The sequence below is a fragment of the Paenisporosarcina sp. TG-14 genome (assembly GCF_000297555.1).
GTDB classification, from domain to species: Bacteria; Bacillota; Bacilli; order Bacillales_A; family Planococcaceae; genus Paenisporosarcina; species Paenisporosarcina antarctica.
The window spans coordinates 15908-41203 of sequence record NZ_AMGD01000027.1 but is presented as its reverse complement, the minus strand read 5'-3'; the positions used below and the strand labels follow the sequence as shown (position 1 = coordinate 41203).

Sequence of the window (25296 nt, the reverse complement as noted above, 5' to 3'; positions counted from 1 at the left end):
GTAGGTGGCGGATGTTGACTCGGTCTTTCCCATTAATTTTTTTACTTGGATTACTCGTCATTGGCTATTTAGGCGGATTATGGCTGTATTCGAAAATGCCTTATGATCAAGTTGAAAAAGTCATCCATTGGATCGATCCCAGACTATTAAACGATTATGTTCCTAATGGCTTTGATTCAATTCTTCCGCAACTCGTAACCATTTTATTATTTCTTCTTTTTGCAACTCACCTTATTCTAAAATATATGATTCTATTAATAGGGACAATGAGAGCTGTTTTTTGGGGAATTAGTTCAGGTTATTTAATCGCTCAAGAAACTGAGTTTTGGGCATATGCACTATGGTGGTTCCCGTTTCAATTGATCTATTGTTCTTTATTGCTCCTAATTGGATTTTTGCTTGTTCCACCACCATCTTCTCAACAGCTCAATAATAACCGTAGTTTTAAAGTGATTGGACTCTTAAGTCTTATTTATATTGTGTTAATTGGACTTGAATTGTTTGTCCTTCCTTACATTCATGGTCTATAATCTAGATAGATTATAATAATTATCATTATAGCTTTCTCTATCTTGTAAAGAGAAAGCCCAATTTGGTATAATGAAGTTAGTTTGGGGGGCGTCACATGGAGAGCCGGATCGATCGGATAAAAAAGCAGCTTCATGGTGCGAGCTATAAGCTGACGCCACAGCGTGAAGCGACAGTAAGAGTGCTTCTTGAAAATGAAGAAGATCATTTGAGCGCAGAAGATGTCTATCTTCTTGTTAAGAATAAAGCACCAGATATTGGATTAGCAACAGTATATCGCACACTTGAACTGCTAACAGAACTAAAAGTAGTTGATAAAATTAACTTTGGAGATGGCGTTTCACGATACGATTTGAGACAAGAAGGCGCAGCACACTTCCATCATCATCTCGTATGTATTGAATGTGGAGCCGTGGATGAAATCCAAGAAGACTTACTGGAAGATGTAGAAAATGTAGTTGAAAAAAGATGGAATTTTCAAATTAAAGACCACCGTTTAACATTTCATGGAATTTGTTGGCGTTGCCATGATAAACATGATGAATTGTCTGATTGAACATAATAACGAAAAGCGGAAAGCGTCTCTAGACATTAGTGGTGGAAGAAAGAAAGACGGAAATTTGGCTTTCTGATAACATAAGGATCCGCTATCCTGCGTTTAGAGTCAGACATTACTGACCTTGAATGAAAGAAAATATTTAAAACAAAAGGATGGCAGAATGCTATCCTTTTTTACGTTTAGGAGGGTTTTAATTGAAAGAAATGCAAGATGCAGTCTCAGATTATCTTCATTTTTTAAGGGTGGAGAGACAATTATCATCTAATACTTTAAGTTCGTACGAAAGAGATCTTAAAGCATATATAAAGGATCTTTCAAAAGTTCAAAATATAACCACATTAAATAACGTAGAGCGAATTCATATTCTTTCCCACTTACAGTTACTGAAAGTGGGAGGGAATTCATCTCGCACTTTAGCGCGTCATATTTCATCAATTCGCTCATTTCATCAATTTATATTACGTGAAAAAGTGTCTAACACGGATCCAACGGTCCATTTAGAAATGCCGCAAATGGATAGAACGCTCCCAAAAATTTTATCAATAGAAGAAATTGAGGAATTAATTGCAGCGCCGAATACTGGGAAACCACAAGGCTTAAGAGATCGTGCCATGTTAGAAATTCTATACGCGACTGGAATGCGTATTAGTGAGTGTATTTCATTAAATTTGGAGGATTTACACTTAACGATGGGATTTGTAAGATGTTTCGGGAAAGGTGGGAAAGAGAGAATTATACCGTTAGGACAATCAGCTCTTACTGCTTGTGAAAACTATTTAAAAGAAGGACGTCCAAAACTAATTAAACCAACAAATAAAACAGACGCAATATTCGTCAATCAACGAGGGAAAGCTCTAACTAGACAAGGTGTTTGGAAATTAATGAAAGAGCATGCAAGGAAAGCTGGTATTCAGAATGAAATAATGCCACATACGATGCGACATTCGTTTGCCACTCATATGATAGAGAATGGAGCAGATTTACGAGCAGTCCAAGAAATGCTTGGCCATGCAGATATTTCAACTACTCAAATCTATACACATGTTAGTAAAATACGATTAAAAGATGTGTATAAACAATTTCATCCTCGTGCATAATCTATGGATACTTGTCAGAAGTCTGACGTGTATTTTTTCCAAACATTTGATAAGATAGAAGTAGAAGTAGAAGTTGAAGGAGGATATGTATGTTAAATAAATCATTTAAACGAATTCACTTAGTTGTCATGGATTCAGTAGGAATTGGCGAAGCTCCAGATGCAAAAGCTTTCGGAGACGAAGGTTCTGATACATTAGGTCATATAGCAGAAAAAATGAATGGTCTTAAGATGCCAAACCTTGAGAAAATGGGTCTTTCAAATATTCGCCCGTTCCAAGGCATACAACCTGTAGACGTTCCTTCATCCTACTTTGGAAAAATGCAAGAGGCATCTGTAGGTAAAGATACAATGACTGGTCATTGGGAAATCATGGGCCTTAATATCACTCAGCCATTTAAAGTCTATCCAAATGGCTTCCCTCATGAATTAATTCAAGCGTTAGAACAAAAAACTGGACGTAAAGTCATTGGTAATAAACCAGCCAGTGGTACTGAAATATTAGTTGAGCTAGGACAAGAGCATATGGAAACCGGTGCAATCATCGTTTACACATCTGCTGACCCTGTCTTGCAAATTGCAGCTCACGAAGAAATTATTCCTCTAGAGGAGTTATATTCTATCTGTGAAATTGCACGTGAACTTACATTAGAACCAGAATTTTTAGTAGGCCGTGTAATTGCTCGTCCATTTAAAGGTCAACCTGGAGCATTCAAACGCACAACAAATCGTCATGACTATGCGTTGAAACCGTTTGAACGCACTGTAATGAACGAATTAAAAGATGCCAATTACGATGTTATTGCAATCGGCAAAATCTCGGATATTTTTAACGATGAAGGTGTAACTGAATCTTTACGAACAATAGACAATATGGATGGTATGGATAAGTTAGCCCAAGTCGTCACTAAAGATTTCAATGGTATTAGTTTCTTGAACTTGGTTGATTTTGACGCGTTATTTGGACATCGACGGGATCCAATTGGATACGGCGAAGCTTTAGAATCATTTGATGCTCGCATGCCAGAAGTGTTAAACGCATTAACGAACGAAGATTTGTTAATTATTACAGCGGATCACGGAAATGACCCAACTTTCCCAGGGTCAGATCATACGCGTGAATATGTGCCTTTATTAGCTTATTCCCCTCGTTTTACAGAAGGCAAAGAACTTCCGCTAAGCGAAACGTTTGCTGATATAGGGGCAACAATTGCCGAAAACTTTAATGTGCCAATGCCGAAATTTGGCCGCAGTTTTCTTTCATATTTAAACTAAAGGATAGGTGAACATTCATGAGAATGGTCGATTTAATAGAAAAAAAGCGTGATGGTGAAGAACTAACAACTGAAGAAATAGGTTTTTTCATTGAGCAATACACAAATGGAAATATTCCCGATTATCAAGTAAGTGCTTTATTAATGGCTATTTATTTCCAAGACATGACGGATCGTGAACGTGCAGATTTAACATTAGCAATGGTTGAATCAGGGGATCAAATTGATTTATCTGAAATTGAAGGAATTAAGGTAGACAAACATTCAACTGGTGGTGTTGGCGATACAACAACACTTGTCCTTGGACCCTTAGTTGCAGCTTGCGGAGTTCCTGTTGCAAAAATGAGTGGACGTGGTTTAGGTCACACTGGTGGGACAATTGATAAATTAGAAGCGATCGAAGGTTTCCATGTTGAGTTAACAAATGAACAATTCACAAAACAAGTTAATGAATTAAAGTTAGCTGTAATTGGTCAAAGTGGAAATTTAACACCTGCTGATAAAAAATTATATGCACTTCGTGATGTAACAGGAACTGTTAATAGTATCCCATTAATAGCAAGTTCAATCATGAGTAAAAAAATCGCTGCAGGTGCAGATGCCATTGTATTAGATGTGAAAACGGGCAAAGGCGCGTTTATGAAAACAGTTGAAGACGCACGTTCACTTGCTAGAGCAATGGTTCAAATCGGCAACAACGTAGGACGCCAAACAATGGCTATTATTTCTGATATGAGCCAGCCTTTAGGGTTTGCAATTGGAAACTCGTTAGAAGTCAAAGAAGCAATTGATACACTTCGCGGAAAAGGTCCAGCAGACTTAACAGAACTTTGTTTAGTACTAGGAAGCCAAATGGTTGTTGTTGGCGGGAAAGCGAAGGATCTAGATGAAGCTCGTGCAATGCTTCGTGAAGTAATTGAAAATGGTTCTGCAATTGAAATATTAAAAGGTTTCATTGAAGGACAAGGTGGTAATCCAGCAGTTGTAGATTCACCGGAATTGTTACCACAAGCTCAATTCACGTTCGAAGTTCCAGCAAAAGAAAGCGGATATGTATCATTTATCGAAGCTGATGAAGTAGGTACTGCTGCAATGTTGCTAGGCGCAGGACGTGCAACAAAAGATTCGGTAATCGATTTGGCAGTCGGAATTGTGCTCCATAAAAAAGTAGGCGCCGCAGTTAAAGAAGGCGAATCTCTTGCAACAATCCATTCCAACACTGAGAATGTTGAAAACGTCTTAGCCATTCTTTACAAATATATTGAATTCTCAAAAGAACCAACAACAGCACCTAATTTGATTGAAGAAATCATCACACAATAAAATAACAAAAAAGCGGTCTCTCCGGAGATCGCTTTTTTTCGTGCCCTAATTGTCCATTGAACTGGTTTTTGAAAGTCCATGGCGATTGTGAACTATTTATCACGTAAACTGAGGAGTTTACCGTTCAATATGAGAATTTGTTGCTCAAATACGGATGCCTTTCTTCCTTTTCATTTTGGAAAAAAAGATCCCTTGAAATATACTTCTCTATTGGGATGAACGTCAGACTGATGTAAGATTCATGTATTTCTAATCAAAGACGAACAATTATTATTTTACCAAAGCCCAAGACAGATTAGATAAACTCATTAGAGGGGAAAAGAGAATCAACCAAAAGCAATATATTTTCTGTAATATTGCTGCGTAAACGAAAAAAAAAGAAGAAGCGAGTGCGATTAAAAGTTGGGTTGGTAACTTCGGAGCTATTCTCTATAAGAGAACTCTATTTAACCTAATGTTTTATATCAAGAAATTCACAGACTGTTTTTACGTATTGCTCCTTTGGATACGTATTATAGAGTGAACTGGATAAACGAATAGGATCTCCAAAAAAGTACCGTTCGTATTGAATTTGTCTTGTGCCAAATGAACTCATTGTTAAATCCCATGCTAATCGAAATACCTTTATTCGCTCCTCGGCGGTTTTGGTTGAACCTTGAAGATATTGGTGAATATCTAAGCCAATTGAAGAGTTAATTGCTTTTTCAGTCGGTAAAGTCACCATACCGCTGGCACCGATTAATTGAATGATTTCACAATATCGTGGATATATTTTGGGAAAGATATTACTGGCAATTTGAAGAGGAATCAGATGAGGACGCATCGTCCCAAATTCATCTAATTTGCTATCTTGCTCAGATTTCTCAAGAAGAGCCTTCATCGTTTCAAGTCCAATGATGAATTCTGATAGCTTTTCATGAATATGCTGATACTCGCCTACATTGATGGTCTCCACAATTAGTTGAGCAAGACCTAAAATGAATTCTGACTTAACAATTTGTCTAGTTACGGTTTGATGTAATGCAAAACAATGAAAGGAACTTTTTAACAGGAAGTTGGCTGATGCTTCAATGTTTCCATAATAGAATACACGGTTCCATGGGACTAGAACATGATCAAAGACAACAAGAGAATCCATTTCTTCGAATCTCGAGCTAAGTGGATGATTAAAAGCAGAATCTCCACCAACAAAAGATTCCCTGCAGATGAATTTTAATCCTGGTGTATTGGAAGGAATCGAGAAAGCAAATGATTCATCTTCTTGCAAGAAGAGACTTGGGGTACTAAAAACTAGGACTTCATCAGTTAAGCCTCCTTGAGTAGCCAGGAGACGTGCCCCTTTTATGACTAACCCTTGCTCGTTTTGTTCAATCACTTTCGCTGATATGGGTTCCTTAGAGGAGAAATAATTAAATAATGAACGGTTCACTTGGGGGGTTACAAATGTGTGAGTGAATGTTAAGTCTTTACTCATGGCTGTTTCATAAATAGTCTGGATGTTCTCGGGAAAACACTTTTCCTTTCCCTTTAAAAATGGAGCAGAAGATGCAAAACCCATTATAACTGAGTTTAGATAATCTGGACTTCTCGCCACCATCCCTTTGGTCTGTCTTGCCCAATGCTCCATCATTGTTCTTCTCTTTACTAAATCTTCTTTTGTTTTAGGTTGCAAATAAGAAATTCCTATGGGTTCATTGGTATCAGGTGAAATAAATGTCATTTCGTTTAAAAGACGGGGCTCCAACTGCAGGTCGTACAAAGATGCTTTTGTTTCCAGAATACCCTTAAAAGCAGGATGCTCTGAAATCTTTCCAGTGATCCTTTCTCCATCAAACCATATTTCGGCTTTCAGTTGGTCTAAACGGTCAATTAATTTCTTCCCATTTATTGCTCCCATTATTTCACTCCCATTGTTCAGTCTAAAATAAGATTATTTATATTATATTCAACATTTTGCAAAGGAGCTTTTGAATGTAATTATTTGCTCTATGTTGGAAAAGAAATAAAGCCCAAATCGTTTTTTCGTCTTACTTGAAGATTATTTAGTTGATAAATGATGAATCTATTTCTTATTAAACTCCCATGAAAATTAAAATAACAAAAGAGCAAATTTGTTGTACTAGTGAATCGTCACATTGTTCATTGAACAAAGCAAATCAAGAAAGAAGGACTGAATTTTATTAATAAGCCTGTGAGAGAGTGCGTATTAATAAAAGTCACTGTTTATATTTCCATAAAGTGAGTCTTAACTAATATCATGAAGATAAAATAAGCAGGAAGAGGCCGAAATATCATCTTCGGACGAATATTTACATAAAAGAAAGTATCAATTCTCTAGTAAACCAAATGAACTTAACTGGGAGCGTACAAGTTGCAAGGGAGTGAAGGGCGCCAATCCGACGCAAGATGATCTGAAAAGAGAGGTGAGCTACGTGACACAGTCACAAGCCCACCTCTTTATTCTTTAGAGCTAGGTGCAGCAGGGAAGGTGTCCGAAAGTGACCTGGAAACATGGTCTAACAATTGTTGCATAGCTAATGAGACATTTTTGAAGTGTCAGTTGTGTTTGTTAAATGTTATCGCTCATTTTAAGAATTGGTCAAAAAGTAATTTCAAATTTTATTCTAAAAAGTAAAACCTTTTTATTATTGATGTTTAAATAGATGAAAGATTTTCCATACTAATAGTGAATAGAATGTTGCGATTTTATGTCGATAAATAAGATGTTTTACCTTTAATTGTCAGTGACAAGGAATTATTGAAGCTCACCTCGAATAGTCACGGAAAGGAGGAGTTACTAGATGAAACATCAACTACTATTTGTCGATGACGGCATTGCTATTATTCGTTTAAAAGGTGAGCTTGACCATCATGCTACACAAATGATCCGTGACGAAATTTCACAGACTTTATACAGTGGAACGCTTCGTGCCATCATATGGAACTTACAAGATTTAAATTTTATGGACAGTGCAGGAATTGGACTTATTTTAGGGAGAATGAGAGACTTTGTTCCTTCTAATGGACAAACAGTCATTTTACATCCTTCTGAAACGATGAAGAAAATCTTTCAATATTCCGGATTAGGTTCATATGTGTGGACAACAACAGAAGAAGAAACGATCGCACAATTAGGGGGCATTCTCAATGGACAATGAAATGACGTTATCGTTTATTGCCATAAGTGAAAATGAGGGTCTAGCACGAATGGTGATGACGAGTTTTATTGCATCTCTAGACCCAACAATTGATGAGTTAGGTGAGTTTAAAACAATAGTTTCAGAAGCGGTTACGAATGCCATTATTCATGGCTATGACGAAGATGGCGAAGGAATTGTCACAATTAGAGCAAAACGAAATGGGCAAACCATTACAATGACGATAAGCGATGAAGGACGAGGAATTCCAAACATTGAACAAGCGATGGAACCTCTTTATACATCAAAGCCAGAAAGTGAACGTTCTGGTATGGGCTTTACTATTATGGAAAGTTTTGCGGATCATTTGTCGGTATGGTCAGAGCCTCAGAAAGGAACTGCGATTACCTTTACAAAAGAATTTTTACCTGTACAATCTAACTTCGTTCTAGGTGAACGATGAGTACGCCTATTGGACAACAATCCGTGTTGTTGACTCAAGAAAAAATGCGAGAATTGATCTTTCTGTCTCAAGAAGGAGACAAAATAGCTAGACAAACCATGATAGAAGGTAATACACGACTTGTCTGGTCAATCGTTCAACGATTCGCATCACGGGGGGCGGATTTAGAAGATTTATTTCAAATAGGCTGTATCGGATTAATGAAGTCAGTAGATAAATTTGATTTGTCTTATGAAGTGAAATTTTCAACATATGCAGTTCCGATGATTATTGGGGAAATTCAACGGTTTTTACGAGACGATGGAATGGTAAAGGTAAGTCGATCTATTAGAGAACTTAGCTTTAAAATTCGTCATGCCACTGATGATTTTATCAGACTTCACGAACGTCAACCAACGTTAACTGAGCTTGCAATAAAGCTCGATGTCACAATGGATGAACTCGTGTTGGCATCAGATGCTCTGAGAGACCCAGCGTCATTACATGAGCAACTTTTCGAAAGTGAAGGTGATGCACTGACACTAATGGATCAGTTACGTGACGAACGTTCAGAGAGATCATTTGATCATATCCCATTAAGAGATATTTTATCAAGGTTAGGAAAACGAGAACAAACGATTATATACTTGCGCTACTACTTAGATTGTACGCAAAGTGACATTGCTGAAAGACTTGGAATTTCGCAAGTGCAAGTATCCCGTTTAGAGAAGAAAATACTTAAGCAACTTAAAAGTTGGATGTTGCCTAATCAAGCGACATTAAAGGATGGATTTCAATAAATCAATCACTTTTCACCGATATTCATGATGCTGAATCCTTTGTATATTCAAAGTTTGGAAAAGGGGAAAGTTTTGATGTAGGTGTTAAGCATGCACATATTTGGTCGATTCCTTCATTGTTTGTTTATATGAATGGTTTAATTGATTCGATGATGCTTACGCAAATATTAACCTTAACTCAGAGCACGCAAGCTCAAGTGAAACGGAAAGCCGATATCAATGAAATCGAAGCGATGAATAGTTATTTCCCCTATCATTCGGTGACTATCTATGACTCTAAAGATGCCTGGCTGTCTGCAGTATTAAGCGGCCAGCTAGGTATTGTGACGTCTGATGGTTATGTTTTCACCATCGATGTTCGTTCGTATCCAGGGAGACAACCCGAGGAACCTGACAATGAGAAAGTAATACGAGGTTCCCGGGATGGTTTTACCGAAAATATTTTACAAAATACTGCCTTAGTTCGAAGAAGAATTCGTGATGTATCTCTTCGTTTTGAATTAACTAAAATTTCTAAACGTGGCCAAACGGATACAGTCATCGCATTTGTTAAAGGTCTTGCAAATGAACAGCATATCGAATTCCTTCGCAAACGTATGGAAAAAATCCATCATGATGGATTAACAATGGCAGATAAAGCGCTTGAAGAATGGATATTTAAGCAAAAATTCCATCCCATTCCTTTCGTGCGCTATACAGAACGAGCAGATATATGCGCAGCCCATTTATTAGAAGGGCATATTGCCATTATGGTGGATACATCTCCCTCGGTCATTTTAGTTCCAACAACGATTTTTCACCATTTGCAACATGCAGAAGAATTTCGTCAAGCACCATTGGTTGGAACAATCGTGCGAATGATGCGTTTATCAGGGTTCTTCTTAAGTTTATTGTTCTTGCCTTTTTGGTATTTACTTGTCAAAGAATCAGGACATGTCCCACAATTTATGACTTTTATTGGTCCAAAAGAGATTGGAGAAGTTCCAATCTTTCTTCAAATTATCTTTGCCAGTGTAGGTCTTGAATTTTTAAGGCTTGCAGCTATTCATACACCTACACCTCTTTCTACAGCGATGGGTTTAGTTGCTGCAATTATTATTGGTCAAATTGCAATTGATGTTGGGTTATTTATACCAGAAGTGGTGCTGTATTCAGCTGTTGCAGCTATTTTAACGTTTTCTTTACCATCTTATGAATTAGGTGTGGCTATTAAAATATTTATGAATATGCTTCTGATTGCTACAGCCGCATTTGGGACCAATGGCTTTTTCATAGGAATTTTATTAATATTTATGTATTTAGTCTCAATCAAGCCAATGGGGGTACCTTACTTATGGCCGCTGGTACCGTTCTTCCCTAAAGCGTTAGCTCGAATTATTATTCGCTTCCCTTCTTCTAATGGAGCACTTAGACCTTTCGTTACACATTCACCTAATCGCAAACGTTCATAATCCCTCCATTGCATCAGAGTCTTTTACTATGGTAAAGTTCATATATTGAAAAACCACTGGGAGAGATGATGATGCACTTATATGGAACACAGTCTGTGGACGAACATGGTCAACTTACAATTGGCGGAACGTCCGCAGTGACATTAGCAAAAACGTATGGAACACCTTTATTTGTTTACGATACAGCGTTAATAAAAGAACGAGCGAGAGCATTCGTTCAAACTTTCGAGCGAGCTGGAGTTCAAGCTCAGGTAGCTTATGCAAGTAAAGCTTTTTCAAGTATCGCGATGTATCAACTTGCTGCTGAGGAAGGTCTATCTTTAGACGTAGTTTCTGGAGGAGAATTATATACGGCTATTCGTGCAGGTTATCCCGTTGAACGTATTCACTTTCACGGCAATAATAAAAGTGACGAGGAATTAATTTTCGCACTCGATTCAGCAATCGGCTGTATTGTTGTCGATAATTTTCACGAAATTGAACAGCTAAAGAGATTGACAAAATATAAAAAAATGAAAATTAATATATTACTACGCGTAACTCCTGGTATTGAAGCTCATACGCATGACTATATTACAACCGGACAAGCTGATTCAAAATTTGGATTTGACTTGCACAATGGTCAAGCAGATCAAGCGTTCCAATCAGTTAAAGATGATTCATTCATCAGTTTACTAGGTATGCATTGTCATATTGGATCCCAAATTTTTGATACTGCGGCATTTTCATTGGCGGCCAAAAAATTAATTGTTAAAATGCTTGACTGGAAAACAAAAACCGGTTTTATTTGTTCAGTCCTAAATTTAGGTGGCGGTTTTGGTATTCGCTACACTGAAGAAGACAAACCACTTAAACCTGAAATTTATGTTGAAGATATGATCAAGTCTATTCAATTAGAAATTGGTCAGGAAAATTACCCTATGCCAGAAGTTTGGATTGAACCTGGTCGTTCCCTAGTTGGAGACGCAGGTATAACTTTGTATAAAATTGGTTCTCAAAAAGAAGTTCCAGGATTAACAAATTATCTCGCCGTTGATGGTGGAATGTCTGACAACATTCGTCCAGCTTTATATCAAGCGAAATATGACGCAGCGGTTGCAAATAAAATGACTTTTGATTCAACAACAACTTATACGGTTGCTGGAAAATGTTGTGAATCTGGTGACAAGTTGATTGAAAAAATTTCTTTACCTAAAGTTGAAGCGGGAGATACGCTGGCTGTTTTCTGCACAGGCGCATATGGGTATTCGATGGCTAGTAATTACAATCGACTCCCACGACCAGCTGTTATTTTCGTTGAGCAAGGACAACATCGTATAGTAATTAAACGTGAAACTTACGAAGATCTGGTAAGATTAGACTGTTCATTACAAGACGAGAATATGGGTATGCAATCATGAAAAGTAACAACTTCAAACTATTTATACTAATACTAGTTATGGGCATTGTATGGGGAGCACTGTATTGGGTATTTTTAGCACCAGACCTATAAAATGTTAAAAAATGGATTTCTAGTTGAATTTTTTTAACAAATGATGTAGCATAGTCAATGGTGTTGAAACGGAATCAAAAATGAGGGATTTAATTATGTTAGTACGTTATAAAAAAAATAGTGAAAAAATTGCCATGGGTTTATTGTCTTTTATGCCTCAAGAAAAAGATATTAAAAAACTACGAGAAACCATTCTTACTTATGAAGTCAATTCGAACTGGCATTTGTTTTTGTGGAAAAAAGAAGAGGACTTCGTTGGCTTAATAGGTATCGAGACTTCTAATGAAGTGTGTTTAGTGCAACATATTACTGTTAATCCTTCTCATCGTGGTGATGGAATCGGGAAACAAATGGTGTCAAAAGTGCAACATTTTCTCCCTTGTACAGAAATAGTTGCAGCACAATCAACAAAACCATTTTTAGATAAGTGCCTAATAAAGCAAGAAGGAACAGACGCTTAATGTCTGTTCCTTCTTTTTTCTTCACGGGCTTTAAGTACTTCAGATCGATCTCGAAGCATATGCTTGTGTATGAGATTATCACCCACCAGGGGAGCTAATGATGGTTGTTTGTTGATAACTTCAATTAATTCAGGAGAAATAATCAGGATTTTAAATGCCCGAAATGATTTTTTTTGCTGTACTAATTCCATCGACTCATGAAGATAATCAACCACTTGTGTTAGATGAATGCCATCATAAAAATTATTTGAAGCATTCGCTTGAATACGTTCACTGGCCTTCTTAAGTGATTTTTGGGCACCGATGAAATTATCTCTTCTCCAGTGATACATACCTGTTGCAAGCAATATCAATGCAGTAAGTGGATGCGTTTTATCACTAGGTGCAATTTCTTTCCAATATTCTTCTAGTACTTCGTGACATTCAAAATAATCTTCATGCTCATTAAAATACGTGATAAACTGCGTAAAAAGTGGGTGAAACAACGGATGCATTCTTCTCACACTTCCTCTATACTAAAATTTGAATCTAAATGAATGGGTGACCTAAAACATGTCTTATGAAGTGAAATTGGACGCTTTTGAGGGTCCTCTCGACTTATTATTGCACTTAATCAATCGTTTGGAAATTGATATTTATGATATTCCAATGGCTGACTTAACCTTACAGTACATGGAACATATTCGTGCCATGCAAGTGCTTGAGTTAAATAAAGCAAGTGAATTTTTAGTCATGGCGGCTTCTTTACTTGTAATAAAGAGTAAAATGCTTCTTCCTATTCACGAAGGGGATATTGATGATGATGAATTAGTTCTTGATATGAACGACCCACGAGAAGAATTAGTGAATAGACTCATCGAATACAGAAAGTATAAAGAAGCAGCAGAAAAGTTACAACAATTAGAGGAACACCGTGCTCAAGTGTATACAAGAGCACCTAGTGATTTAACGGACTATCAGACAACAAAACAACTGGCTGCATTTGACGAGCCATTGAATGTTTATGATATGTTAGGTGCTTTTCAAAAAATGATGCGAAGAAAAATATTAAGAGCACCTTTAGCTACCAAAATTACTAGACATGAACTCTCCATAAAGGACCAAATGAAAAGTGTTTTTGATACATTAAAATGTCAAGGAGGCAGCTGTTCGTTTTCTGAGTTGTTTCCTTCAGAAGACAAAACCACGTTGGTTGTAACATTTTTAACTATACTTGAGCTTATGAAAAGACAAATGGTGCGTGTCGAACAACATCAAAATTTTGATGATTTAAATATTAAACTATTACATGATCGATGGGAGGAAGAATCATTTGAGCCTATTGATGAGTAAAATAGAGAGTCTACTCTTTGTTACTGGAGACGAAGGGCTATCAAGTAAACAACTTGAGAGTTTAACAGAAGCTACATCTATAGACGTAAAAGAAGCATTAACAAAATTACAAGAAGACTATGTGCAATCTGAATATCGAGGAATTGAATTAAAAGAATTAGCGGGTACATATCAACTAATTTCAAAAAAACAAAATGCTAGTACGATACAACTTTTAATTGAAAATCCAACTAGTCAACCACTTTCCCAAGCCTCTTTAGAAGTATTAGCAATAGTCGCCTATAAACAGCCGATTACACGTATTGAAATTGAAGATTTGCGAGGAGTTAAAAGTGAAAGACCTTTACATACATTAAGTATCAAAGGTTTAATTCAAGAAGTGGGTAGAGCAGATGGAACGGGTAGAGCTATTCTTTACGGGACAACGAAAGAGTTTTTGAATGTTTTTGGTCTAAATGATATGAATGAATTACCACCATTACCTGAGTCGCAAGTTACCGAAGATGATAACCAAACAGATTTGTTTATGACGAAGTTTCAAGAAGCTTTTGGAGAACAAAAAGAATAACAATTGAAAGGTGTTACTATTTGCGAAAACAAGTAATTTTATTGGTAGTGTTAATCTTATTAGGTGCACTTTACCCTCATTTTACACAAGCCCAAGGAGGGTCCTCTTATGCTGTGATTGATGCGAAGACAGGACGTTTACTTGCTGGAAGTGGAGAACACCAACGATTACCAATTGCCAGTTTAACGAAGATGTGGACAGCGGTTATTGTGACAGACGAAGTGAATATAAAAGAAAATGCAGAAATTTCTACTAAAGCATCCTCGCAAGAAGGGTCATCAATATACTTGAAAGCAGGTGTGGATACACCTGTAGATGTGCTGTTATACGGATTAATGTTGAGGTCTGGTAACGATGCCTCTGTAGCTCTAGCGGAACATGTTGGCGGATCAGTAGAAGGATTCGTGAAATTAATGAATGAAAAAGCAATTCTAATGGGAATGAAAGATACCAAGTTTCAAAATCCTTCTGGACTTCACCATGAAGAACAGTTTTCTTCAGCGTATGATACAGCTCTTATGTTAAAAATTGCGATGGAAAACAAAGAGTTAAAAACGATATTATCCACTACTAACTATAAACAAAACGGAATGTATTGGGAAAATAAGCATAAACTTGTTCGCTTAGAATCTACTGCAATTGCCGGGAAAACAGGATATACGAAAGCTGCAGGTAGAACGCTAGCAACCTATTTTAAAGATGGAGAAAAAGAAGTCATTGTGGTCACATTAAATCAATCAAACGATTGGCAAATGCATAAGCAACTTGCACAGAATGTCTTTACACAATATGATAGAGTGCAAGTCATTCAAAAAGGTTCTTATGATTTACCGGGAGGGTTGATTATTAAAACAAATCAACCAGCATATATATTAAAAAAGAAGAATGAACAAGTATCTCATCTCGTATTTTTAAACCGAACAAAAGCTTTACAAAAAAATGCAAGATGGGAAGTACAAATAAACGGAAAAACCATACTCACACAAAATGTACATATTGAGCGGAATGAATGAAGAAGACTGCTTATAGACTAAGCGGTCTTCTTTTGTTTTGAGTGAAAGTGTGACATAATTTTCACAGAGTATAGGAATAAATCTAAGAGGTGAAAAGTATGGAAAGATTACAGAAAATGTTAGCACATGCTGGGGTTGCGTCACGAAGAAAATCAGAGCAGCTAATTTTAGATGGTAAAGTAAAAGTAAATGGAAAAGTTGTTAAAGAACTAGGAACTAAAGTATCGTCAACAGATACAGTTGAAGTAGATGGAGTAAAGCTAGAGAAAGAACAAAAAGTTTATCATTTATTATATAAACCAAGGGGTATTATTTCGGCAGTAACTGATGATAAAGGACGTAAAACGGTTGCGGATTTATTTCCACATATTCAAGAACGATTATTTCCTGTTGGACGTTTAGATTATGAAACATCTGGCCTTTTGATCATGACGAACGATGGGGATTTATCATTTACGTTAACACATCCTAAATTCAAGATTGATAAAACATATGTAGCACGAGTTAAAGGAATACCAGGTAAAGAACAACTGCGTATACTTGAGCGAGGTGTTGATTTAGAAGATGGTAAAACTGCCCCTGCTCGTGTGAAGTTACTATCTGCTGAGCAAAAACAAGGCGGCAAAGCTATTATTGAAATCACAATCCATGAAGGGAAAAATCGTCAAGTTCGACGTATGTTTGATGCGATTGGTTTCCCGGTGCAAAAGTTGAAACGTGAACGATTTGCTTTCTTAGGACTTCACGGTTTAAACGCAGGTGAATCACGCGAATTAACATCTCATGAAGTTAAATTATTACGCGTGATGGCAGATACAGGTAAAATCGGGTCGTAATCTGGATATTAAACGTTCACAAACCCTTCAAATGTGGCGTCCAGTGAGTCGTTTTTCTTTGTTATAATAAAATTATTATTTCGTCGTGTAGGAGGTACTTGAAATGGCTCAGACGAAACAAAAAAGATTTATAGTACGAACAGTTATTTTATCTGTTCTTGTAGTTGCAATTGTATACACCATATACACTAATGCTACCAAAGAAAAAATTGAAGTACTTGGCATTGGTGACGATGCACCAGACTTTACTTTGGTTGATTTAAATGGAGAAGTGCATCGCTTGTCAGATTATAAAGGACAAGGTGTCTTTTTGAATTTCTGGGGGACATGGTGCAAACCATGTGTGAAAGAAATGCCTGCAATGGATAGCCAATATGAAGTTTATAAAGATCAAGGAATTCAAATTCTAGCGATTAACATTGCTCAGTCGGATTTCGAAGTACAACGATTTGCTAATCAATATGGATTAGACTTTCCAATTGTTATTGATAAAACGAAAAGTGTTATGGAAGCCTATAACGTTAATCCTCTTCCAACGACAATATTAGTTAATCCAGAAGGAAAAATAGAGCGAATTGTACTCGGAGGAGTTATGACTGAAAAAGATATCGCTGGTTTTATGGAAGAGATACGCCCAGAATAAGGAGTCGGTCATATGAACAACATCATTTGTGCTTGTGGGCATGAAAATCCAGAAGGAACAGTGTTATGTGGAAACTGTGGTCGACCCCTCACAACAGAAGCGAAAGAGCAAAAATTAGCGGACATGCGTTATGAAGGTACTGCACGACGTTCACAAACTTACAATAAAACAATTATAGATAAAATTTGGAATTTCTTTTCGAGTGTTAAAATCGGCATTTCTCTAATTATTCTAATTTTAGTGGCAGCTGCAATAGGGACGATATTGCCCCAAGTATTGTATGTCCCAGCAACAGGAGCTGCAGATATTGCAGCCTATTATGAGCGCGTATACGGCACTTTCGGAACTATCTATAATAAGTTAGGTTTATCAGATTTATATGGCTCTTGGTGGTTCCAAACGTTAATAGGTATGCTTGGTATATCGCTCATTGTTGCAAGTTTAGACCGTGTCATTCCTTTGTATAAATCATTAAAGAAACAACGTACGACTAGACATGAAAGCTTTATGAAACGTCAACGACTTTTTGCTCAAGGTGACAATATTTTGGGTGAAGAAACATTAACAAAAAGTGAAGAAAAGTTAAAAGAACTCCGCTATAAAGTCAAGCGTGAAGATGGTGCATTATTAGCCGAAAAGGGACGATTTGCTAGATGGGGTCCTTATGTGAATCACGTGGGACTAATTATTTTCCTGTTTGCTGTAATGCTACGTGCCATCCCTGGATTTTATGTTGATGAAACGATGTGGCTTAGAGAGGGTGAAACACGTGCCATCCCTGAAGTTCCTGGTTATTACCTAGAAAGTAAAGAATTTATCTTAGAAACATATGATAAAGATCAAACTAAAGAAGTGTATGGTGATGCGATTGATCGAGTAGGAACGATTGCGTCCAACTATCAAACTGATGTTGTGTTATTTAAAAACCCAGAAGGTTCGTTGCCAGGTGAAACTGATAATTTAGAAGAAGTAAAAAAAGGTTCCATACAAGTAAATAAGCCATTGAAGTTTGATGGATTTGCAGTTTATCAAATGGATTTTCGTTTAGATGAACTACGCACAATGCACTTTAATCTAGTAAATAAATCTAGTGGCGAATCTCTAGGAGATCTATCTGTTGACCTTGTTGACCCGAAAACCAAATACGATTTAGGTAATGGTACAACAGTAGAACTAAAAGGGTACTATCCTGATTTTTCTGGGTTTGAGAATGGAGAGCCCCAAACAAAATCTCCAGTTCCAAACAACCCAGCATTTTTAGTGGAAATGACCACTCCTGAAACACCTGAAGGAGAAACCAGTTTTGTTGCGATTAAACAAACGGTGGAACCACTTGGTGACAATGAATATAAACTTGAATTTCAAAACGTAGATACACGTGATATTTCGGGATTAACGATTCGTAAGGATAAAACATTATGGATATTAGCACTCGGTGGATTAATATTCATGATTGGAGTAGCGCAGGGTTCTTACTTCAATCACCGTCGAATTTGGATTCTTGAAAGTAAAGATGGGCGTTTATATGTTGCTGCTCATACAAATAAAAATTGGTTTGGCGTTAAAAAAGAGTTAGATCAGGTAACAGAAGTTGCACAACTTCCTCAATACATTGATCAACAGGACAAAGAAGCACAAGAGCTTAAAAAGGATGGTGAGAAATCGTCATGACACAACTCGTCTCGATTAGTGGCAATTTATTGTTTTTTGCATTTGTGTGTTATTTAATCGCAACATTTTTTTTCGGTGGTGCAGTAAAAGGGATAAAATCAGAAGCGTCAATTTCTGATAAACGATGGGGACGTATCGGAATTACAATTACGATTGTCGGATTTATTTCTAACTTGGCTTACTTCATCACGCGTTGGATTGCTGCAGGGCATGCTCCAGTAAGTAATTTATTCGAATTTACAACAGCATTTGGCATGATGATTGTAGGGGCGTTTATCTTAATATATTTCATCTATAAAACGCCTATCCTTGGATTATTTGCACTTCCAATTGCGATTATCATTATTGCGTATGCAAGTATGTTTCCTCGTGATATCAATCCATTAATTCCAGCTTTAAAAAGCTATTGGCTAACGATACACGTTATAACAGCAGCAATGGGTGAGGCGATTTTAGCAATAAGTGCAGTCGCAGGATTAATTTACCTTTTGAAAAATGTAGATATCACAAAAAAATCCAAAAAAAGTTTTTGGCTCGAAGCTGTAATGTTTACAGTAATTTTAACTTTAGGATTCGTTGCTTCCACAACAACTTTTACTTTAATGGATTACGAAGCATCATTTACTTATGTGGATAAGGAACAAAAACCAAGTGAAATAACTTATAATGCTCCACCTATTTTTGGTATGAATGAATATGAATCACTGACCCCTGCTGCTATGGCGCCGCTTGCAGAAATGCCACCAATTGTTAATGCGAAAAAATTAACTACTGTGACTTGGGCTTTGCTGTTTGGTACAGTTTTATATGGGTTAATTCGTATAATCATTCGTAAACCTATTTCAGCAGTTTTACAACCATTTGCTCAAAAAGCTAATTCTCAATTAATGGATGAAATCGGGTATCGTGCTGTATCTATTGGATTTCCAGTGTTCACGCTTGGAGCGCTTATTTTCGCGATGATTTGGGCTCAAGAAGCATGGTCTAGGTTCTGGGGATGGGATCCAAAAGAAGTATGGGCACTCATTACTTGGTTGTTTTATGCAGCTTTCATGCATCTTCGTTTTTCTAGAGGTTGGCAAGGTGAAAAATCTGCGTGGCTAGCGGTTATAGGATTTATTATTATTATGTTTAACTTAATTGCAGTTAACTTAATTATTGCTGGTTTGCATTCTTACGCATAATAGACAAGCCTTTTCCTTTAAGGGAAGGGCTTTTCTTTCATTTAAAGATAATAATTAAGTATAATTTTAGTATAGAAAATCTTTTTTATAAGACTAATATCCATCACCAGCATCAAGTTTGAGTGGGCTTCTCCGCTTTCCTTATATAACATGTAATTGTACAATAATTAGTAAGATAAGACGGAAGGGGTAACCAACATGTCAGAACATATTGCAATTTTAGTAGTAGATGATGAAGACCGTATTCGTCGTTTATTAAAAATGTATTTAGAGCGTGAAGGATATGAAGTAGATGAGGCAGAAAATGGAGCAGTGGCATTAGAAATGGCATTGGAAAAAGATTATCACTGTATATTACTAGATGTGATGATGCCTGAAAAAGATGGCTTAGAAGTCATTGCTGAACTACGTGAACAAAAAACGACGCCTATCCTACTATTAACTGCTAAAGGAGAGGAAGCGGACCGAATTGATGGATTTGAATTAGGCGCGGATGACTATATCGTCAAACCATTTAGCCCACGCGAAGTAGTACTTAGAGTGAAAGCGGTTTTACGACGATCAGTGACAATTTCGTCAATTTCAACGTCAACAATTTCAAAAGACTTAGTAGTATTCCCACATTTAACGATTGATCATGATGCACATCGAGTGACTGCAGATGGAACAGAAGTAAATTTAACACCTAAAGAATATGAACTTCTGTATTTTCTAGCAAAAACACCAGATAAAGTATTTGATCGAGAACAATTACTAAAAGAAGTATGGCATTATGATTTCTTTGGAGATTTACGTACAGTCGATACACATGTCAAACGATTACGCGAAAAATTAAATCGTGTATCTGAAAAATCCGCAAAAATGATTGTTACTGTATGGGGCGTAGGATACAAATTCGAGGTTGGTAATGAATAGAATATGGAACAGCGTTGTCGGGAAGCTTTGGGTAACCATATTGCTTCTCGTTTCGTTTGTGTTGTTTATCATTACTATATTGATGCTTGAGTTTTTAGGAAACTATCATAGTCAACAAGCCGAAGCTTCATTGCGTCAGGAAGCAAATACAATTGCTAGAATTGTTGATGATCACGAAGATGTTGATACATCTCTCTATATAATTTCTGGCATACTTGGCCCAGAAACAAATGCAATTATTGCTAAAGAGCCTCGCGAAGCAACGTTAACATTGCATGAGGGTGAAAATGAAGAAAAAATTAAACAACAAATTATGAATGATAAAACACTAGGTAATGTCTTTAAGTCAACACAACCAATAATAAAGGAAATGATATTACCATCCTTAGAGAATAAAAATCAAATGGAATCATTTATCGTTTTAGCATCTCCATTAAATGTAGAAAATCAAGTACATGGTGCTGTCTTTATTTATCAAAGTTTAGATGTCATTCATAAAACAACAAAAGAAACGACGAAAATCGTTTTTTTATCAGCATTCATTGCCTTTATACTAACTACCTTTTTTGCCTTTTTCCTATCAACTCGAATTACTTCTCCACTACGTAAAATGCGTGAAGCTGCTTTTGAATTGTCAAAAGGAAACTTTGATACAAAATTACCGTCTCTTCAAAATGATGAAATTGGTCAATTGGCTGTAGCATTCAACCAGATGGGCCGTCAATTAAAACATCATTTAGAAGTGATTAATCAAGAAAAAGAGCAATTATCAAGCATCTTAACATCGATGACTGATGCCGTCATTACTTTTAATAGAGATCACACCATTTTACTCAGCAATCCACAAGCTGAAAAATTGTTACAAAAGTGGTTTTTCCGTATGGATACAGACAAAGGTCAACCAATTCCTATTGAAATGGATCATATGCTTGATCATGTTCTTCATTTAGAAGAAGAAATTAACGAAGAACTTGAAATGGAAGGTAGTTATTATGCCATTTCAATAAATCCTTTGTATAGCGGAGATTCAATACGTGGAGCGGTTGCAGTACTTAGAGATATGACAGAACAACACCGCCTGGATCGATTACGTTCTGATTTCATCGCAAATGTGTCCCATGAACTCAGAACCCCAATTGCTATGCTACAAGGCTATAGTGAAGCAATACTAGATAAAGTGGTGGCTACGGAAGATGAACGAGATGAAATGATGAAAATTATTTATGAAGAATCTCAACGTATGGGTAGACTAGTTACAGATTTGCTTGATATAGCACGAATGGAATCAGGTCGAATGCGGCTTTATAAAGAAAACGTAGCTGTTACTCCAATAATAGAACGAATTACTCAGAAATTTACTCAAGTAGCGAAAGAATCTTCTGTTGATTTAACTATTAAAACTACCGTTTCTCCTCTATTAACAGCTGATATGGATGAAGACCGGATTGAACAAGTATTAACCAATTTACTTGATAACGCCATTCGCCATACTCCTAATGAAGGAAAAGTGTCAGTCCTTGTAGAACAACTTAATGGATTCGTTAAAATTAGTGTAGAAGATACAGGGTCAGGTATTCTTAAGGAAGATTTACCTTATGTATTTGAGCGTTTTTATAAAGCTGATAAATCAAGAACAAGAGGTAGGAGTGGGACAGGCTTAGGTCTTGCAATTGCTAAGAATATGGTAGAAGCCCATGATGGCGAAATTACTGTAAAAAGTGAAGAAAATGTTGGAACTATATTTACCTTTATGTTACCAATCAAACACTTGTAACTTTTTAGCTGGCTGAAACGACAAATTAATAGAACGGGGGGGAGTATATGGATGACTCCGTTTTTCACAGGCTTTATGACCAGTACCATCAAGATGTTTTTCAATTCTTATTGTATATGGTGAAAAATAGACAGACAGCCGAAGATTTAATGCATGAAGTATATGTACGTGTTTTAAAAGCATTCAGCCGATTTGAAGGTAAAAGTACAGAGAAAACTTGGTTATTTTCAATTGCAAAAAATGTAGCAATTGATCACTTTCGAAAGTCGTCCGTTCGTAAGCGACATGCGCTTGACTTTTTTGATTGGGAAAAACAAGAGCTGAAATCAAGTGATGCTCTCCCTGAAGAACTAGCTGAATTAAATGATGAAATGAAACAATTATTAGACGCGTTAGATGAATGTACAGGAGATCAAAAAATGGTCATCATTATGAGGTACTTTCAAGATCTATCCATAGCAGAAACATCAAAAGTGCTCGGATGGACGGAAGGTAAAGTAAAGACCACTCAACATCGAGCGATTCATAAACTTCGAGATCGCTTATCTGGGCATTCGGATAGGAGGCAAGTTCACGATGAGCAACAATAAATGGAGTGAACAAAAGATTGACCAGTTACTCAGCCAAGTGCCTAAGCAAAAAGACACACGTTCGAAAGCCGAAGTGTTAAAACGATTACAACAAGATTCGCGATTAGCGGAAGGTAAGCTAAAGAAACGTAAAATTTGGCTGCCACCAGCTGTGGCAGTTGCTGCCTTAATTACGTTGACCTTATTAGGTGCAACGCTTCTTAACCAGCCAAACAGCGAACTTCAAAATGCATTTGACAGTAGTGCAGAGACCGAAAGTTCTGCTGACATGGATCGTGTGACAAGTGAAGAAAGCAAAATGTCTATACCAGAAGAAGCTACTGATGAGTCAGCGGAAGGGTCCGCTATTATTAATAGTACGTCAGATAAAGAAACTTCTGAAACTGAGATGGCTAAATCTGCAGAAGCACAAGTTGAATCATTATTAACTTCTGCTTATTCAAGTGATGTAGAAAATCATACAGTTTTTAAAATCGGTTTAGTTTCTCAAGATGCACTGGTAGTTCCCGTCACTTTCTTAATTCCAAATGATCAAATTCAACAAGATTTTGGGAACCAAACGCCAAATACGCTGCAATTATATGAGAAGTATGCGGCTGACATCAATGAAGAAGACCTTGGTTTTACTGACTATCACCCATATAAGGGAACGTTTGAAATTGACCAAGATCAACTTGTTCACCGATTACCTAAAGAACATGATTATGACCTTGCAAGTGCAGCTCTTTATTCATATGATTTATCACTTCAATTTACTTTTGAAGGATTTACCCAAATTAACCATCAAAATGAAGATGGCAGTCAAGCTGAATTTGATCAGATAGGTCAGAAAACACCTACGGTTCTAACTAATGGCCTCTACAAAACGGTGGTTTACCCTTACACAGATCCGTCAGGTCAGGTCTACATGGTGCCGAGTTTAAGTGAACCATACAACAATGTAATGGACGCATTGGTTGCCTTAAAAACGTCTCCAAATGATTTCTTTGCAAACGTGGTTCCAATGTCAGTTACTTATACAGTTGAAGAAATTCAAGGGATTTATCATATTAAGTTCAGTGAACCTCTTGAGTTAAATTCTTTATCACAAGAGCAAACAGCTCAAATGATCGAAAGTTTCGTTTTAACTGGAGCGACCTTTGATGTCCAAATTCAATTAGATAATGTTGTTGAGGAACAATGGAACGGTATTAATCTTACTCAACCAATGGAACAACCAGTAGGACTAAATAAGTATAGTTGGCAATAAGAAGGTTCATTTGTAGGCTCAAGTAGTTTACAAATGAATCTTTTTTTCTTATAGTATAGAATGTAACTTAATAATGATTCATCTTCGGGGCAGGGTGAAATTCCCGATCGGCGGTAATTGAAGAAATTCTTCATAGCCCGCGAGCCGTAAGGCAGGATTTGGTGTGATTCCAAAGCCGACAGTATAGTCTGGATGGGAGAAGGTGAAGGTGCGGTCGTTTTTCGTTCTGTCATTTAACGAGACGCCTATTTTAGTGCGCCTTTCTACTCCCCTAAGCGATAACGGCTTATGGGGTTTTTTGATGGGACTTGAACGAACAAACTTTTCTTCTTGTGGAGTGAATCGACAAAGGGAGAGAGTCATATGAAGAACAACAGATTGCGTATTATGATTGCAGTTGCGATGTTGAGCAGTATTTCATTTGTTTTAATGCTATTTAATTTTCCGTTACCAGCGTTACCAGCCTTTTTGAAAGTCGACTTTAGCGATGTGCCTGCACTAATTGCTGCTATAACAATGGGTCCTGTAGCTGGGATTTTAGTCGCGCTATTTAAAAATGTCTTGTACTGGATGTTCAGTGGAAGCCCAACAGGCGTACCGGTAGGAGAAATGGCTAATTTTGCTACAAGCATATTATTTATGCTACCTGTTTATTTCGTTTATCGTAAAATATCAACTACAAAAGGCTTAACGATTGGCTTAATTGCAGGAGTTTTCGCAATGGCTATTGGAATGAGCGTTCTAAATTACGCATTATTTTTACCGATGTACACATATTTCTTAAATATGCCTGCAATGACTGGAACTGCATTAAGCAATACAATCTTACTAGGTATATTGCCATTTAATTTAATTAAAGGTCTATTACTATCTGCTGTGGTCATCTTATTATTCAAAACAATGAAAACGTGGTTGGATAACCAACGAGCGATATTCTCTTAAATAGAATCATAGTTTA

Annotated in this window: 25 protein-coding genes and 1 riboswitch; of the genes, 23 read left to right on the top strand and 2 right to left on the bottom strand. The window is 36.8% G+C overall.

The genetic code is table 11. The features are described 5' to 3' along the window. Window positions 1–14 precede the first annotated feature (14 nt). The 5 genes from C406_RS0109630 to C406_RS0109610 all read left to right on the top strand — a co-directional run bounded on the left by C406_RS0109630 (window position 15) and on the right by C406_RS0109610 (window position 4780). Window positions 15–530, top strand: a complete 516-nt coding sequence (locus C406_RS0109630; RefSeq protein ID WP_017380407.1) for a hypothetical protein — start codon at window positions 15–17, stop codon at window positions 528–530. A gap of 95 nt (window positions 531–625) precedes the next feature. Then, window positions 626–1084 (top strand): ferric iron uptake transcriptional regulator, encoded by a 459-nt coding sequence (gene fur, locus C406_RS0109625; RefSeq protein ID WP_017380406.1) that lies wholly within the window; start codon window positions 626–628, stop codon window positions 1082–1084. A 197-nt stretch (window positions 1085–1281) separates the two neighbouring features. Further along, a complete protein-coding gene (xerD, locus tag C406_RS0109620; protein WP_017380405.1) occupies window positions 1282–2184 on the top strand; it encodes a site-specific tyrosine recombinase XerD in 903 nt (300 codons plus the stop codon). A gap of 89 nt (window positions 2185–2273) precedes the next feature. Then, window positions 2274–3458: a phosphopentomutase gene (deoB, locus tag C406_RS0109615; RefSeq protein WP_017380404.1), complete on the top strand. Its 1185-nt coding sequence runs from the start codon at window positions 2274–2276 to the stop codon at window positions 3456–3458. 17 nt (window positions 3459–3475) lie between these two features. Beyond that, on the top strand, window positions 3476–4780 hold the full coding sequence (locus C406_RS0109610; protein ID WP_017380403.1) for a pyrimidine-nucleoside phosphorylase: 1305 nt from the start codon (window positions 3476–3478) through the stop codon (window positions 4778–4780). Window positions 4781–5231: 451 nt separating this feature from the next. On the opposite strand, the gene hpaB is transcribed toward C406_RS0109610, so the two are convergent. Next, a complete protein-coding gene (gene hpaB / locus C406_RS0109605) occupies window positions 5232–6677 on the bottom strand; it encodes a 4-hydroxyphenylacetate 3-monooxygenase, oxygenase component (protein WP_017380402.1) in 1446 nt (481 codons plus the stop codon). A gap of 904 nt (window positions 6678–7581) precedes the next feature. On the opposite strand from hpaB, the gene C406_RS0109600 reads away from it, so the two are divergent. The 6 genes from C406_RS0109600 to C406_RS0109575 all read left to right on the top strand — a co-directional run bounded on the left by C406_RS0109600 (window position 7582) and on the right by C406_RS0109575 (window position 12563). Continuing rightward, a complete protein-coding gene (locus C406_RS0109600; RefSeq protein ID WP_017380401.1) occupies window positions 7582–7938 on the top strand; it encodes an STAS domain-containing protein in 357 nt (118 codons plus the stop codon). Then, window positions 7928–8380 (top strand): anti-sigma F factor, encoded by a 453-nt coding sequence (spoIIAB, locus tag C406_RS0109595; protein ID WP_017380400.1) that lies wholly within the window; start codon window positions 7928–7930, stop codon window positions 8378–8380. The genes C406_RS0109600 and spoIIAB overlap by 11 nt, the downstream gene beginning before the upstream one ends. Further along, window positions 8377–9159 (top strand): SigF/SigG family RNA polymerase sporulation sigma factor, encoded by a 783-nt coding sequence (locus C406_RS0109590; protein WP_017380399.1) that lies wholly within the window; start codon window positions 8377–8379, stop codon window positions 9157–9159. The genes spoIIAB and C406_RS0109590 overlap by 4 nt, the downstream gene beginning before the upstream one ends. Next, window positions 9156–10610 carry a spore germination protein gene (locus C406_RS0109585; protein WP_036654435.1) on the top strand — a complete coding sequence of 485 codons (1455 nt, stop codon included), beginning with the start codon at window positions 9156–9158 and terminating at the stop codon, window positions 10608–10610. Before C406_RS0109590 ends, C406_RS0109585 begins: the two co-directional genes overlap by 4 nt. Before the next feature lie 71 nt (window positions 10611–10681). Further along, a complete protein-coding gene (lysA, locus tag C406_RS0109580; RefSeq protein WP_017380397.1) occupies window positions 10682–12010 on the top strand; it encodes a diaminopimelate decarboxylase in 1329 nt (442 codons plus the stop codon). A 187-nt stretch (window positions 12011–12197) separates the two neighbouring features. Beyond that, window positions 12198–12563 carry a GNAT family N-acetyltransferase gene (locus C406_RS0109575; RefSeq protein WP_017380396.1) on the top strand — a complete coding sequence of 122 codons (366 nt, stop codon included), beginning with the start codon at window positions 12198–12200 and terminating at the stop codon, window positions 12561–12563. Here the strand turns inward: C406_RS0109575 and C406_RS0109570 are convergent. Then, the gene (locus tag C406_RS0109570) at window positions 12560–13057 is read right to left on the bottom strand and encodes a DUF309 domain-containing protein (protein WP_017380395.1); all 498 of its coding nucleotides are present in this window, start codon (window positions 13055–13057) and stop codon (window positions 12560–12562) included. The genes C406_RS0109575 and C406_RS0109570 overlap by 4 nt on opposite strands. Before the next feature lie 58 nt (window positions 13058–13115). Here C406_RS0109570 and C406_RS0109565 point away from each other — a divergent pair, with 58 nt between their 5' ends. The 12 genes from C406_RS0109565 (at window position 13116) to C406_RS0109510 (ending at window position 25280) form a co-directional block, all read left to right on the top strand. Further along, window positions 13116–13895: a segregation/condensation protein A gene (locus C406_RS0109565; RefSeq protein WP_017380394.1), complete on the top strand. Its 780-nt coding sequence runs from the start codon at window positions 13116–13118 to the stop codon at window positions 13893–13895. Further along, the gene (gene scpB / locus C406_RS0109560; protein ID WP_017380393.1) at window positions 13876–14463 is read left to right on the top strand and encodes an SMC-Scp complex subunit ScpB; all 588 of its coding nucleotides are present in this window, start codon (window positions 13876–13878) and stop codon (window positions 14461–14463) included. Before C406_RS0109565 ends, scpB begins: the two co-directional genes overlap by 20 nt. 20 nt (window positions 14464–14483) lie before the next feature. After that, on the top strand, window positions 14484–15476 hold the full coding sequence (locus C406_RS0109555) for a D-alanyl-D-alanine carboxypeptidase family protein (protein ID WP_017380392.1): 993 nt from the start codon (window positions 14484–14486) through the stop codon (window positions 15474–15476). A 98-nt stretch (window positions 15477–15574) separates the two neighbouring features. Then, entirely contained in the window at window positions 15575–16312 is a 738-nt protein-coding gene (locus tag C406_RS0109550) for a pseudouridine synthase (protein WP_017380391.1), read from the top strand. A gap of 103 nt (window positions 16313–16415) precedes the next feature. Then, complete coding sequence (gene resA / locus C406_RS0109545) at window positions 16416–16955, top strand: thiol-disulfide oxidoreductase ResA (RefSeq protein ID WP_017380390.1); 540 nt, start codon at window positions 16416–16418, stop codon at window positions 16953–16955. 12 nt (window positions 16956–16967) lie between these two features. Further along, a complete protein-coding gene (resB, locus tag C406_RS0109540) occupies window positions 16968–18626 on the top strand; it encodes a cytochrome c biogenesis protein ResB (protein ID WP_017380389.1) in 1659 nt (552 codons plus the stop codon). Further along, complete coding sequence (gene ccsB, locus C406_RS0109535) at window positions 18623–19810, top strand: c-type cytochrome biogenesis protein CcsB (protein ID WP_017380388.1); 1188 nt, start codon at window positions 18623–18625, stop codon at window positions 19808–19810. Before resB ends, ccsB begins: the two co-directional genes overlap by 4 nt. Window positions 19811–20008: 198 nt before the next feature. Continuing rightward, complete coding sequence (locus tag C406_RS0109530) at window positions 20009–20725, top strand: response regulator transcription factor (protein ID WP_017380387.1); 717 nt, start codon at window positions 20009–20011, stop codon at window positions 20723–20725. Next, on the top strand, window positions 20718–22499 hold the full coding sequence (locus tag C406_RS0109525) for an ATP-binding protein (protein WP_017380386.1): 1782 nt from the start codon (window positions 20718–20720) through the stop codon (window positions 22497–22499). Before C406_RS0109530 ends, C406_RS0109525 begins: the two co-directional genes overlap by 8 nt. A gap of 47 nt (window positions 22500–22546) precedes the next feature. After that, complete coding sequence (gene sigX, locus C406_RS0109520) at window positions 22547–23089, top strand: RNA polymerase sigma factor SigX (protein ID WP_017380385.1); 543 nt, start codon at window positions 22547–22549, stop codon at window positions 23087–23089. Then, the gene (locus C406_RS0109515; RefSeq protein WP_017380384.1) at window positions 23076–24338 is read left to right on the top strand and encodes a hypothetical protein; all 1263 of its coding nucleotides are present in this window, start codon (window positions 23076–23078) and stop codon (window positions 24336–24338) included. The genes sigX and C406_RS0109515 overlap by 14 nt, the downstream gene beginning before the upstream one ends. A gap of 76 nt (window positions 24339–24414) precedes the next feature. Further along, window positions 24415–24546: riboswitch (FMN riboswitch) on the top strand. Between the two features lie 155 nt (window positions 24547–24701). Beyond that, on the top strand, window positions 24702–25280 hold the full coding sequence (locus tag C406_RS0109510; RefSeq protein ID WP_017380383.1) for an ECF transporter S component: 579 nt from the start codon (window positions 24702–24704) through the stop codon (window positions 25278–25280). Window positions 25281–25296 lie beyond the last annotated feature (16 nt).

Bases quoted from the DNA above. Each gene is read 5' to 3' on its own strand.
- fur (WP_017380406.1), top strand. From the start codon at position 626: ATGGAGAGCCGGATCGATCGGATAAAAAAGCAGCTTCATGGTGCGAGC.
- deoB (WP_017380404.1), top strand. From the start codon at position 2,274: ATGTTAAATAAATCATTTAAACGAATTCACTTAGTTGTCATGGATTCA.
- C406_RS0109610 (WP_017380403.1), top strand. From the start codon at position 3,476: ATGAGAATGGTCGATTTAATAGAAAAAAAGCGTGATGGTGAAGAACTA.
- hpaB (WP_017380402.1), bottom strand. From the start codon at position 6,677: ATGGGAGCAATAAATGGGAAGAAATTAATTGACCGTTTAGACCAACTG.
- C406_RS0109600 (WP_017380401.1), top strand. From the start codon at position 7,582: ATGAAACATCAACTACTATTTGTCGATGACGGCATTGCTATTATTCGT.
- spoIIAB (WP_017380400.1), top strand. From the start codon at position 7,928: ATGGACAATGAAATGACGTTATCGTTTATTGCCATAAGTGAAAATGAG.
- C406_RS0109590 (WP_017380399.1), top strand. From the start codon at position 8,377: ATGAGTACGCCTATTGGACAACAATCCGTGTTGTTGACTCAAGAAAAA.
- lysA (WP_017380397.1), top strand. From the start codon at position 10,682: ATGCACTTATATGGAACACAGTCTGTGGACGAACATGGTCAACTTACA.
- C406_RS0109575 (WP_017380396.1), top strand. From the start codon at position 12,198: ATGTTAGTACGTTATAAAAAAAATAGTGAAAAAATTGCCATGGGTTTA.
- C406_RS0109570 (WP_017380395.1), bottom strand. From the start codon at position 13,057: ATGCATCCGTTGTTTCACCCACTTTTTACGCAGTTTATCACGTATTTT.
- C406_RS0109565 (WP_017380394.1), top strand. From the start codon at position 13,116: ATGTCTTATGAAGTGAAATTGGACGCTTTTGAGGGTCCTCTCGACTTA.
- C406_RS0109550 (WP_017380391.1), top strand. From the start codon at position 15,575: ATGGAAAGATTACAGAAAATGTTAGCACATGCTGGGGTTGCGTCACGA.
- resA (WP_017380390.1), top strand. From the start codon at position 16,416: ATGGCTCAGACGAAACAAAAAAGATTTATAGTACGAACAGTTATTTTA.
- resB (WP_017380389.1), top strand. From the start codon at position 16,968: ATGAACAACATCATTTGTGCTTGTGGGCATGAAAATCCAGAAGGAACA.
- ccsB (WP_017380388.1), top strand. From the start codon at position 18,623: ATGACACAACTCGTCTCGATTAGTGGCAATTTATTGTTTTTTGCATTT.
- C406_RS0109530 (WP_017380387.1), top strand. From the start codon at position 20,009: ATGTCAGAACATATTGCAATTTTAGTAGTAGATGATGAAGACCGTATT.
- C406_RS0109525 (WP_017380386.1), top strand. From the start codon at position 20,718: ATGAATAGAATATGGAACAGCGTTGTCGGGAAGCTTTGGGTAACCATA.
- sigX (WP_017380385.1), top strand. From the start codon at position 22,547: ATGGATGACTCCGTTTTTCACAGGCTTTATGACCAGTACCATCAAGAT.
- C406_RS0109515 (WP_017380384.1), top strand. From the start codon at position 23,076: ATGAGCAACAATAAATGGAGTGAACAAAAGATTGACCAGTTACTCAGC.
- C406_RS0109510 (WP_017380383.1), top strand. From the start codon at position 24,702: ATGAAGAACAACAGATTGCGTATTATGATTGCAGTTGCGATGTTGAGC.